This window comes from Chryseobacterium pennipullorum (assembly GCF_003384725.1).
GTDB classification, from domain to species: Bacteria; Bacteroidota; Bacteroidia; order Flavobacteriales; family Weeksellaceae; genus Chryseobacterium; species Chryseobacterium pennipullorum.
The window spans coordinates 14,635-26,514 of sequence record NZ_QNVV01000024.1 but is presented as its reverse complement, the minus strand read 5'-3'; the positions used below and the strand labels follow the sequence as shown (position 1 = coordinate 26,514).

Annotated in this window: 13 protein-coding genes and 1 riboswitch; of the genes, 1 reads left to right on the top strand and 12 read right to left on the bottom strand. The window is 38.9% G+C overall.

Features of this window, described 5'->3' with window-relative positions:
• Positions 1-34: 34 nt before the first annotated feature.
• Complete coding sequence (locus tag DRF67_RS19450; RefSeq protein WP_115929967.1) at positions 35-787, bottom strand: DUF3575 domain-containing protein; 753 nt, start codon at positions 785-787, stop codon at positions 35-37.
• A gap of 180 nt (positions 788-967) precedes the next feature.
• Here DRF67_RS19450 and DRF67_RS19445 point away from each other — a divergent pair, with 180 nt between their 5' ends.
• Entirely contained in the window at positions 968-3,052 is a 2,085-nt protein-coding gene (locus tag DRF67_RS19445; protein ID WP_115929966.1) for a TonB-dependent receptor domain-containing protein, read from the top strand.
• Positions 3,053-3,157: 105 nt separating this feature from the next.
• Here DRF67_RS19445 and ribB read toward each other — a convergent pair whose 3' ends face one another.
• From ribB to DRF67_RS19390, 11 genes are all read right to left on the bottom strand, one after another.
• On the bottom strand, positions 3,158-3,805 hold the full coding sequence (gene ribB / locus DRF67_RS19440; protein WP_115929965.1) for a 3,4-dihydroxy-2-butanone-4-phosphate synthase: 648 nt from the start codon (positions 3,803-3,805) through the stop codon (positions 3,158-3,160).
• Between the two features lie 93 nt (positions 3,806-3,898).
• A riboswitch (FMN riboswitch) is annotated at positions 3,899-4,024 on the bottom strand.
• Between the two features lie 135 nt (positions 4,025-4,159).
• Positions 4,160-4,513 (bottom strand): DUF2200 domain-containing protein, encoded by a 354-nt coding sequence (locus DRF67_RS19435; protein WP_115929964.1) that lies wholly within the window; start codon positions 4,511-4,513, stop codon positions 4,160-4,162.
• Between the two features lie 10 nt (positions 4,514-4,523).
• A complete protein-coding gene (locus DRF67_RS19430) occupies positions 4,524-5,300 on the bottom strand; it encodes an alpha/beta fold hydrolase (RefSeq protein ID WP_115929963.1) in 777 nt (258 codons plus the stop codon).
• 398 nt (positions 5,301-5,698) lie between these two features.
• On the bottom strand, positions 5,699-6,706 hold the full coding sequence (locus DRF67_RS19425) for a gliding motility protein GldB-related protein (RefSeq protein ID WP_115929962.1): 1,008 nt from the start codon (positions 6,704-6,706) through the stop codon (positions 5,699-5,701).
• Positions 6,707-6,784: 78 nt separating this feature from the next.
• A complete protein-coding gene (locus DRF67_RS19420) occupies positions 6,785-7,288 on the bottom strand; it encodes a DinB family protein (protein ID WP_115929961.1) in 504 nt (167 codons plus the stop codon).
• 46 nt (positions 7,289-7,334) lie between these two features.
• Positions 7,335-7,718, bottom strand: coding sequence for a 5-carboxymethyl-2-hydroxymuconate Delta-isomerase (locus DRF67_RS19415; RefSeq protein ID WP_115929960.1), 384 nt, complete (start codon positions 7,716-7,718; stop codon positions 7,335-7,337).
• Positions 7,719-7,837: 119 nt separating this feature from the next.
• Positions 7,838-9,448, bottom strand: a complete 1,611-nt coding sequence (locus DRF67_RS19410; protein WP_115929959.1) for a serine hydrolase — start codon at positions 9,446-9,448, stop codon at positions 7,838-7,840.
• Positions 9,449-9,636: 188 nt separating this feature from the next.
• On the bottom strand, positions 9,637-10,029 hold the full coding sequence (locus tag DRF67_RS19405; RefSeq protein ID WP_115929958.1) for a VOC family protein: 393 nt from the start codon (positions 10,027-10,029) through the stop codon (positions 9,637-9,639).
• A gap of 23 nt (positions 10,030-10,052) precedes the next feature.
• Positions 10,053-10,595, bottom strand: a complete 543-nt coding sequence (locus DRF67_RS19400; protein ID WP_115929957.1) for a dihydrofolate reductase family protein — start codon at positions 10,593-10,595, stop codon at positions 10,053-10,055.
• Positions 10,592-11,239 carry a hypothetical protein gene (locus tag DRF67_RS19395; protein WP_115929956.1) on the bottom strand — a complete coding sequence of 216 codons (648 nt, stop codon included), beginning with the start codon at positions 11,237-11,239 and terminating at the stop codon, positions 10,592-10,594. The genes DRF67_RS19400 and DRF67_RS19395 overlap by 4 nt, the downstream gene beginning before the upstream one ends.
• Positions 11,240-11,309: 70 nt before the next feature.
• On the bottom strand, positions 11,310-11,855 hold the full coding sequence (locus tag DRF67_RS19390; protein WP_115929955.1) for an acyl carrier protein: 546 nt from the start codon (positions 11,853-11,855) through the stop codon (positions 11,310-11,312).
• Positions 11,856-11,880 lie beyond the last annotated feature (25 nt).

The following is an 11,880-nucleotide window of genomic DNA, read 5'->3' as shown; positions in this document are numbered from 1 at the left end:
CAGAAAATTAAGAACGGTTTTTTTTGCGGGTATTTTAAAACCGGTATCCAATGGATAGTCCGCTTCTGAAGCCTGCCCATGGTCCGTCTACTTTTATTCTGGCACCTTGAGCATTGGTTTCTACGGAATATTTTACAAAAGGAATATCCAGGTTTTCTATTTCATGTTTTAGCTGTGCCTGCATATCCGGTGTCAGAACAAAATCGCTGGTCATGCTGAAGTCTCCTTTTCCGTTGCCATAGTGAGCCCCAGCAATCCAGAAGTCAAGGACTAAATTCTGGCTCCGGGTCAGGAAAAACTGAACACCTACCATCAGTCCACCACTGTTTCCATTGGTGCTTCCCTGGCCTTTAAGCGGGATTCGTAAAGAGAGGTTGTTGGGGCCCCTGTAGTCATAGTAGAAATCAAAAGTATTGGAAGAGACATCAGAAAAACGGTAATAAGGAGCAAAATAAAATCCTTTTCCATAGCCATAGCCAATATAAAACCTGGGTTCAATGGTAAAATTGGTAGCTCTGACACGAAGATTCTGAAATCTTTTTTCATCTTCATCCTTCAGAAAAGCATTGATGAAGGGTACCTTGCCTTCAGGCATGGTACCAAATCCAATATTCACAGAAAACCACTGATTGATGGCTCTTTCATAAGATAGATTGATATTCCTGAATGCATAAGCTGTGACATTGGTCTTGATGATGTTCATCTTTTCGGGCGCACTGTTTTGGATTTCCTGGGCATCGGCGAAGGACAGCAGAAAGCCAAGGATGAGTAGGACTGCTTTTTTCATGACTTTATATTTTGTGGTGTAGAGGTGTATCATCAAAAATCAGGCAGAATTTAACATAATAATAAGAATTAACGTAAAAAATACTAGCATGAGTGATTGTGCTGCGTTTAATTTCAAGTATGTGTATGGTGTAATATCTGCCGGTTACCAATTGTCTTAAGGGTATAATTCCTTTTTGATATGAAAAAAACAATAGGCAGCCTTTTCTTTCTTGTTGGAGTGTTGGTAGCAGCACAAGAGCTTAAAACTGATACTGCTGATGTGGGAGAAACAAGAGAAATTCAGGAAGTCGTTCTGAAGTCACAGCGCAAAAAGCAGTTTGCCGACAAAGCCGTTTACACTTTTGATAAAACGGCACTGGACAGAGCCCGGTATGCAAAGGATTTGCTCAGTACTCTTCCCGAATTACAGCTAGATCCGGTAGCGAATACCATTACAAGCACAAAGGGAGGGACAACCCTTTTTCTGATCAATGGCGTTGAAGCGACTGATCTTCAGATCCGCAGTGTGCCGCCTTCTGAAGTGATCAAAGTAGAGTATTATGATATTCCGCCGGCAAGATGGGCCACAAGGGCTGACACGGTGGTCAATATTCTTACCAGATCTTCCGAAACAGGTTATGTTTTCGGAGCAGATGTCTCTACTGCTCTGAATACTGGATTTGTCAATGGTTCTGCTTATGCCAATTATACAAAAGGGAAAAATAACTTTGGCCTGGAATATTCGCTGAACCTGCGGGATTATAATGACAGACGGGTGAACAGTATCTACGATTACAGGCTGAACGGAAAGGATAGCCGTTCAGACGAAAACAGGACCGATCATTTCGGGTATACTTTTCAGAATCTGGCGCTTCGTTTTACCAGGCTTATTCCTGATGATTATGCTTTTCAGGTTAAGCTGAATACGGATATTTTCAGCCGGTTCTCAAAAGGGGTGGGGAAGAGTGTTTTTACACAGGACGAGTTGAGTGAAGCTCATGCCATGTTTAAAAATAACGGGTCCAGGTATGTAATTCCTAAACTGGATCTTTATTATTCTAAAAAAATAGGGGAAAAGGATGAACTGAGCATTAATATTGTGGGCTCCCATTATACAACACGGACCACGGAAACGGCTAAGGAATGGATTACTGATACCGGACTTCCCGTATATGATAACGATATGCTTTTGAAAGCAAAGCAGACAAGTCTTGTGGGAGAACTTGCCCATACGCATGATTTTACAGCAGGAAAGCTTTCATCAGGCTATAGAATCTCAAGGACTTCCATTTCAAATGACCTAAATAATCTTACAGGATATTCTCAGTATAGTGTTAATTATCTTGAACAGTATTTTTATTCTGAATTTTCAGGCAAAGTGGATAAATTCAGCTATCGTATCGGAGCAGGACTTACCCATATTCATAATAAGAGTGCTGAAACTATTTTTGATGAATGGACCTTTACACCCAAAGTTATTTTAGGGTATCAGATGAAGGCGAACCAGAGTCTACGCTTTACCGGGAGTTACAATCCGGTAAGTCCTTTGAGTAATGCATTGAGCAGTAATGTGGTGCAGCTGGCTCCTAATATCGTGCAGCGGGGAAATCCTTTTTTAAAGTCGCAGCAGGTTTTTGCAAATACCCTTACCTATTCTTTTAACAACAAATACTTTGACTTTAATGCAGCGCTGTTTTACCGGTATACAGATAGGGTGATCAATCAGTATTACGTGCAGGACGGTGAATTGGGCGGTTATGCACTGACCTATGAAAATGGAAAAAACGGCCAGCGCTACGGAGCACAGCTGACAGGATCTTATAAACCTTTTGGCAGTAATCTTCTGGTGGTAAAAGCTGTTCTTACACCTACCTCTGAAACCGTCCGGACAAGTACAGGAGCGTTGATCAGGAATAATTTTTTGGGTAATTATTTCGTGCTGTCGTCAGAATATCAATCTTTTTCACTGCAGTATCAGTTCAATATGCCGGTGTACAGCCTCAATGGGGCATTCCTGAATACCAATGAAAATCAGAATCATATTTTTGTAAGCTACAAGCACAAGAACTGGACGTTTTCTACCGGAATGTACTGGATGGGAATGCCTTCGGAATACAAAACGAAAAGTCTTCCGGAAAGCCTCGTGGATTACGGGGTTCACACCCAGATTATGAACAACAAATCTATGTTTGTGTTGGGGCTGAGTTATGATTTCTCTACAGGTAAAAAAACAGAGATCCAGCGAAAGCTGAATAATGAAACTGCACCTGCTGCCACATTTTAGAGATTGGAAAGATCATAATCATCAAATCTCTTTATCAGTATTGTCATAAAAAAACCACCAGATAAGGATCCGGTGGTTTATTCTGTGCGCTAAATCGTTGTACGTTTAATTGCTGATGATCATTTTACGGTACGCGTAGATGTCTTCAATGGTCACGACGCTCATTTCTTTTCTGATCGCAAAATCTACTATTTCAGGCAGTCTTGCCATAGATCCGTCTTCATTGGTGAGTTCACAAAGTACGGCATCATCACCGAGGTTGGCCATTTTGACAAGATCTACACTTCCTTCCGTATGGCCCCTTCTTTCAAAAACGCCTTCTTTTCTGGCGATCAAAGGAAAAACGTGTCCCGGGCTTGCAATATGTTCTGCCTGGGCATTTTCCGCTACGGCGGTTCTTATCGTTGTTACGCGGTCTTTCGCAGATACTCCCGATTCTACGCCTTCTTTGGCTTCAATAGAAATGGTGAATGCGGTTTGGTTTTTGGAGTTGTTGGTTTCCACCATCGGACGCAGATTGAGGTGGCGGCTTTTTTCCTCAGAAATGCATAAGCAGACAATGCCGCTGCATTCGCGGATCAGAAGTGCCATGTCCTGTTCTGTAATGGTGGAAGCGGGAAAGATGATGTCACCTTCGTTTTCGCGGTTTTCATCATCTACCAATAGAATACCTTTTCCCTTTTGTAATGTTTGAAGTGCTTTTTCTACACGTTCTTTGGAGGTAGCTCCGAATTGTTCTAATAATTTTTCCATGTTATTTTACTTTTTAAAAGTTAAAATATTCTTCGGTACATGGAAATGAAATACGACACAATAAGAGTCCCAAGGGAATCCTATTGATCGTCTCATTTTCTTCTCCCATCCAGACTTTAACTGTCGGTTCCGGAATTTCACCAGATCAGTCCTTTCCGGAGAAAGGAGTCGCGGACTGTAACCGCCGGTAGGGAATTTCACCCTGCCCCGAAGAAAACTTATCCTAAGTTTTACTGTATGTTTTAATTTAAATTTTTATTTCATTGAATAGTATTTAAAGCACAGACCGCTAATTTCGGGAAGTTTTTTGAAATGGAAAAGAGATTTGTCAGATTTTAAGATCCAAAAAAAAATTTAAACCGTTCTTAATATTTTTTCCATCTTCTTTCCCTTAGCCAGTTCATCAATCAGCTTATCCAGATACCGGATGTTTCTCATCAGCTCATCTTCAATTTCTTCTACGCGATATCCACAGATAACTCCTGTTATCAGGGTTGTATTAGGATTCATTTGGGGAGCCTGGTCAAAAAATGTTTTAAAATCCGTGCGGTCCATGAGTATCTTCTGAAGACTTTTTTCATCATATCCTGTCAGCCAGAATATAATCTCATGCACTTCCTCTTTAGTGCGCCCCTTTTTTTCTGCCTTTTGAATGTAATGGGGATAAACACTGGCAAATGCAGTCGTGAAAATTCTGGTATTTTGCATAACTTGAGTATTAGATTAATTTTTTGATCACTCCATCAATGATCGTATTGAACTCATCCGGTTTTTCCAACATAGGATAATGCCCGACTCCTTCAATGGTAACATAATGATAGTTTTTCAAATATTTCCGGTTGTTTTCCAAATCAGTAGGAGAAGCATCAGAATTGATGGCTATTACGGGTACCTGAACCAGCTTTGCAATGGTTCTGAAATCCGTTTTATACAATGGTCTGAGGACGTTGATCGCCAGTTCAGGCTCGCTCTGAAGAAATTCGTATTGTAGCCTTTCTTTTACCTCGGGAGGGGTTTGTTCAACAAACAGATATTGCGGCAGAAGATGTTCCACAGTGTGCTTAAAATCAGATTTATACAATGATAAAACTTCTTCAGTCTGTTCTTCCGTGAAAGTTTCATCTAAATTTTTCAATGTATCAATAAGAATTAAACCTTTTACCTGCGGGATTTTCAATGAGGCTTCAAGTACATAAGCTCCGGACATAGAATGCCCCACAAGAATAATTTCCTGAGAACCGGCTGCATCAGCTACAGCTTTAATATCGTCAGCATATCCAGCGCTGGTCCAGTCCTGTCTGGATGCATCTGATTTTCCGTGTCCGGCAAGATCGATCTGAATAACATGAAATTTATTTTTGAAATTTTCCTGTTGGGCTGCCCACCATTCTGTATTTCCTAGCCATCCATGAACAAATAGTATCGTGGTACTTCCGTTGCCTGATTCTTTGTAATGAATCTTCTGACCGTCTGATGATGCTGTGTATTTTTCCATTTAAAATTTTGAGTATTGGTGTATGATAAACCAAATTTACAAAATCGCAGTAATCATATGGGAATTGTAGGTATGAATAAATAAAAATTCATCCTAAAAAGTATGGATAAGTTATCCACAAAACTTATCCACCTATTTTTATTTCTTCTGTAATTCCACAAAAAGCAGGGTCTATTTTAATGATTTGAATATTATTTGATTACGTGAACGTTTTAAAATAATCGAAAAACTTATCCATAGTTTATCCACAAGAGAGTATGGAACCATGAAAAAGTTATCCACATATTTTAGTACAGGTGGATAGACATCTATTTTGAATTTAAATATTCATAAAATCAACTCGTTATAATCAATTGTTGGAGTTGAGTTTTCTATTGTAATGATTGTATTGTGGATAACTATAAGTTTTCGATATATTTTTCATAGCCACTTTTTTCCAGCAGGTCTTTTGGAGTCATGTTATAAACATCTTTCCATGAATCTGAGCCATGTTTTTCCACATACTTTTCAATGATTCTGAAACCAAGCCAGTAATTTATAGATTTTGGCGCTTCCGGAAATGTTTTTAGCTTATCATTTCTTAATAGAGGATTATTGCCTGATGTATCAGTGAAATAAGGTTTTAGCTTTGTGAAGATTTCTTTTTCATGTGTGACGTACCAGTTCCAATTTTCCTGAGTCATATTTTCTACAGCTTCGTATTTTTGTATTTTCCTGTCGAAAAATACATAGGTAAAATAACATGCAAACCCTTCGTCGATAGTTTGGCTTAGAGCAGATTCTCCATCCGGATTGGCTTTTCTGAAATGTTCATATACGAGATGGTTAAGTTCGTGGGGAAAACCTTTTTCAAATGCATAGAGAATATCTAGACTTTTATTGTTGAGTTCTAATGCAAATTGCTCATCATTACAGCCGCCAAAAGCAATTCCTGTCAAGGGAGTAAAAAGCAGGCTTATTTTAGCTTTGGGCTGAAAAGGAACCAAAGTTCTGAATTTTGTAAGGGTTTTTTTTAATGTTTTTTCAACATTGATCCCTAAAAGGATATTGGTCTTTTCTTCAAACTGTTTTTTATTGTCTCTGTACAATGTTTTATTCCAGGAAATCATTCCTTTTGGATTATTGAAAAGATGGCCATTTTCTTCACCGAAGATCACCCCATAACAGCTGTCCCAAAGTTTTTTGTGAGGTAGATAAACATTATTAATGATCCTTACAGAGTCATATTTATTGTTTTTATGAGCAAGAAGCTGATGTTTGAATAAGTTAAGGATTACAATATTTCCAATTTTTACACTGTCGGGAATTTGCTCTAGCTTTTTATAATCAATGTTTTGAGCAATCAATGGTTGCGTTGAGAATAATATAAAAATAAAAGGTAATAAAAACAGAGTGCTTCTTTTCATTGGGAATAGGTTATATTTCTTACTGTTATATGTGAAAGCTTGGGATGATCCATCAGACTTATCCACAAATGGTCGGGTTTATTGCTGATCTTTATAAATATTCCAGAAATTAAAATCGGTCATGGGTGCATCTGTTATTCCTACATTGCGTCCCATCGTTACGATCTGCCCTCTGTGATAAGTCCCGTGGAGAATGGCATGCTGGATGTATTCGTATTTGGAAAAGTCGCACTGAAACCATTGGGATTCTATCTTCACGTTTTTTGAGAGATCTTCTTCAGACAATCCAGAAACATAATCCACCAGTTTTTGTGAATTACCTTTTATCGCATTGAAAATCTCTTCTTTGGTAGCTACCGCTGAGGTTTTTTCAAAATCGAATTCGTTGTTTTCTGCAATGAAGCTCCACCAGTATTCCTGCGTCTGCCAGATGTGGTGTAAGGTTTTCAGGATCGTCGGAAAGCTTGAGATGGTTTCCTGATTAAGCTGTTCATCAGATTTTGTTGATAACCAGTCGATATATTTGTTAACGACCCAATTATTGTACTGAACACTTTTAGTGGTTAATGTTTTTAAGCTCATAGTAATTGATATTTTGTTGGTTTAGATGTTTTTTTAATGGCTGGGATTATAATCCGAAATGCCTGTCCTTATTTTCATTTTGGGGATCAATCAATGCTTTGTTGCTGTACGTAGCTGCTGCAAATTCATCGATATTGACAGACAGGAAAGAAATATCAGGAAGCAGTGCGGTAAGGCAGGTACAAATCTGATTGGAGAGATGGGCCTTTTGTTCGGTATCGCGGCCTTCCATAATATATCCGAAAACATGCAGAAAGTTTTTCTTGCCGTTTCCCAGCCGGAAATAAGAGTAGGGCTGAAGCCTTACTTTGATGTCATTCTCTACAAACAAGCCCGTAGAGCGGGCAGCTTCGTACAGGGCATCCATGATCTCGTCTGGTGCCCTCTGCAAAAGGATATCCTGCGAGCAATCTATGATAAAGTGGGGCATAAACTTTATTTTGTGAGTTTGACTTTTGGTCAAATAAAAATAAGCAAAAATATCAACTGATATAAAAATAAAAACCGCCCTGAAAAAACAGAGCGGTGAAAAGAAATATTTTTAAATTTTTACTGAACTGATTTTCTGATGTTGTATTGAGGTTTAATAGAATGGGTTGTATCAAAAACAATATCGTATTTGCCGTCTTCTACGATGTGCAAGTCATAGGCTTCGAGGGCAATGCTTTTGCCATCATCACTCAGCCCGTAAACATATCCCCAATCGTTATCAAATCTGAATTTGAATTTACCTTTCTTTAACGGATAATTTTTGAGAAAGAAGATCTTAGGGTTTTTCGGGTCGCTTTGCAAAGGAATATCTTTACCATCCCATCCTGAGGGAGTCGCATCTCCAATGATTCCCCATCGGGCCCCTGTAGCCTGTCTTTTTCCGGTTTTTATCTTACCATCGCTAAATCTAACGGTAAGCGCATCAATTTCCCCGGCCTTATTGGGCTTGAAAGTGAACGTGAACGTCTCATCCAACTGGAAGTACGTACTGGAAATAGGATACAATAAACACCTTGGATTGTTTTTCTCTCTGAAAACCACCTGCCCGTCTGTAACGGTAATGTAAAATTCTGTATCGCCGGTAGAATAGACCCCTTCCAGTTTTTTCAGATCCTGCAAAGGAATCTTTGCTGCTGTCGGAATGTTGTAAGGCTTATTGTACAGAATGTTTTCCATCTGGCTCACGATAAGATTGATACGTGATAATTCTGAATTTGTAATGACGATTATACACAGGTCATCTTCTAAAACCCGGTAATATCTGCTTCGGTAGCCAGGTCCGCCACCATCATGACCCACTGCCTTTTTACCCAAAACTGAAGAAATCACAATGCCCAACCCATAATGTTCCTTGAGGTACGGGGTAAAAGCTTTTTCCAAAGTCTCCTTCTTCAGGAGTTGATGATTTTTTATGGCTTCGTTGAACTTAAAAAGATCGCCCACGGTAGAATACATTGCACCGGCAGCAAATGGATGATCTGTCTTAAAACGAAATGCTTCGCTGGAAGCATTATCAGATAAAAATTCATATCCAAAAGCTTTGTTTTCATCAGTTACCATATTGAAATGAAATCCGGTGTGATTCATTTGTAATGGTTTCAGGATATAATTTTCTATCACCTGATCATAGTCTGATCCGGTCACTTTTTTGATGATATATCCCAGTATATAATATCCGGAATTGGAATAATTCCATTGGCTGCCTGGTGAAAATTCCAGGGGCTTTCCTGAAATATACTGTATGAATGTTTTTTCATCAACGGTATGATCTGTATTCTGTTCACTGGGAATACCGGAAGTATGGGAAAGCAGATGGGCGACTGTGATGCTGTCTCCCTTTGGAAAGTCCGGGTAGTATTTTGATAGTTTATCTTGTAAGGATAGTTTTCCCTGTTCCTCCAGCTTAAGAATGACAGTGGCCGTAAACATTTTTGTAGTGGAAAAAATCCGGTAAAGGCTGTTGTTGGTGTTTTTTTCCTTTTTCGGGCCGTTTCGGTAGCCGTAGCTTTTTTCGAAAATAATTTTTCCTTTTTCAGCAACCAGAACGGAGCCACTGAACTGACCGTTTTGTCCATAGGCTGCTAGTAATTTTTCCAATTGCTTGGTTTTCTGTGAGTAAAGGGAGGTTGCTGTTAATAGCACAACAACGCAGGTTAAGAGTGTTCGCATTTGTTTTTTAGATAAAACAATAATACGTCAGTTTGTATTACATGCTTTGCTCAAAAATTTAAAATGATGTGCTTTTTTATTCAGAGATTTTTGAATCATTCTGAGGACTTATGTTCAAAGAAGTAAAAAGATGTTTCATAGGATCTGATTAGTATTCATACCATATTCTAGTATGGCGAGCTTTAGCTTTATCTTGTTTTTCTGCTTTTTAGTTGAAACACATTACCTTCCGGATCAGTTCCGTCACAAAGCATGAAGGGATAATTTTCAAATGTTTTAATTTCTCTCATCGGAATATTCTTTAAAACAAATTCATTCCTTGCAGAGTTAATATCCATATCAATTTCAAAGACTATTTTGGTATTGCTGCCAAAGATTTCAGTGTCCTCCATATTTGTTATAAAATAATTTCCGGCACGATGGAGCCCAATATAGGCCGCTCCTGCGTCAAGCAGAACCCAGACCGAATCTTCCTCGATCACTTTAAGATCAAAATGGTCTACATAAAAGTTTTTAAGCAGCTGAACATCCTGTACGTAAAGGATTACGGTATCTAGCCGGGCATTCATCTTGATTAGCATTGATATTGTATTTATGTCTATTTTTATTCTGGAGTATAGATCAGCTGCACCACCCCTGACTTAAAGACATTGGTTTTGATTAGCTTTAAATTCAGTCGTTCCTTCAGATCCTCGAACAGGGGTTTACCACTGCCCAAAGCAATTGGGTGGACGGAAATTCTGTAAACATCAATAAGGTTATGCTGAATAAAAGTTCTGATAAGGCCTGCTCCACCATACAGCCAGATATCTTTTCCGCCCTGTTTTTTTATTTCTGCAACTTTCTCTGCGATGTCTGAATGGATAAAAGTGGCACGTTCATCCACCCTTTTTTCACTGGAAAACACCAATTTATTTTTTGAATGAATCTTTTTCCAGAATTCCTGTTCTTCCGGATGTGCGTGTTCTTCCGGCTGATAGTTTTCCCATGCATCGTAGCTTACCCTGCCATAAAAAATGGTGTCAATACCCAAAAGGAATCCATCAAAATCCATATCGTCATCCATGATGCACCAATCGATTTCGCCATGAGGACCTTCAATAAATCCGTCTAACGTTGTAGCTAAGTCCAGAATTACTTTTTTCATTTCTTATTTTTTTTCTGTAAAACTATTAAAGCAGCTAAAAGCATTACCATCACAAAAACAGAGCTGTAGATCATTATTTTGTATCTGTTATTCTGTATGCTGAGCCCGGATATTTCTTTCCGGAGATCCTTTATTTGTCCTTCAGAAGCCGAATCATTAGTGATCAGATCAGTCACTATTTCGTTGTCTGTGGACATATTTTCTGTTTGTTTCTTGTGCGCATTGCTCAGGGATTCCAGTTCTTTGAATTCTGCCGGGGAGAGCTGATCTTCTTTTTTCTGCACCAGGCAATGATCGGAATAAAGGAATCCGGTACGTTGATCATGGTAAGCAAAGATCAGATATTTTCCTTTTTCACTGAAGAGAACATCGCAGGAATTGAGTGGAGATCCGAATAGGGTAGCTGCCTGCTGATAAAACCCGTCATCGTAGTCTGACTTATAGATCTTATTTATTTTAACCCGGCTCAGAATATTTTGAGCCGTTTTGAATCCTGAAGGCATCTCCGTGATCTGGTCAATTTCACCAATAAAAACAAAGTCTGCTCGTTCAAACGAAGATTTCAGGGTTGGGTCGCCATTGCATTTGCAAGCCAGAAATTTTGCGGAAAGCAGGAGACACAGTACTAAAATTCTGAATTTCATAATGAAAATTAAAGCTCTAAGGTACGCATTGTTATCAATGCAAGTCAAAGTTTTTCTGCGGTGTCCGTGATTAGTATATTCCCAGATCTGTGCTGATTTTCTTTTCAGGTTTTATTTCAAATACATCGATATCCATATGATCTGAAATAATACCGGCTACGCCATAATAAATTTCCATTGGGGATTGAGGATTCCCGAAGTCAACAATGTCAGGAGCATTCAAAATGATGATCGCCCCGATGAAATTTTTCACAGATATACTGTTCCAGTCATAACCGGGTTTCCTGAAGAATAGTCTATGAAGTACCGGTTTAGGAATTTTATAGGGAAGATCTGCTTGTAACCGTATCCATTCTTCTGTTGCGGGATGAAGTAGAGCTGAGATTTTATCGTCAGGATCAATGCTATTCTTACCCGTCGCTTTAAGGATGGCAAAAAATATATTCTGCTCGATAAGACGAAGTGACTCTGATTCTGTATCGAGCACATTTTTAATACCCGCGATACAGGAGGAAATATCAGCAATTGTTGATATAGTACTTGCTTCCTGATCACTGATCTGAACCTGAAATGTTCTTTCCACTTCGAATAAAAGCTCTACGCTGTCAAGTCCCATTTATTGGTATTCTAACTTTGTGTTG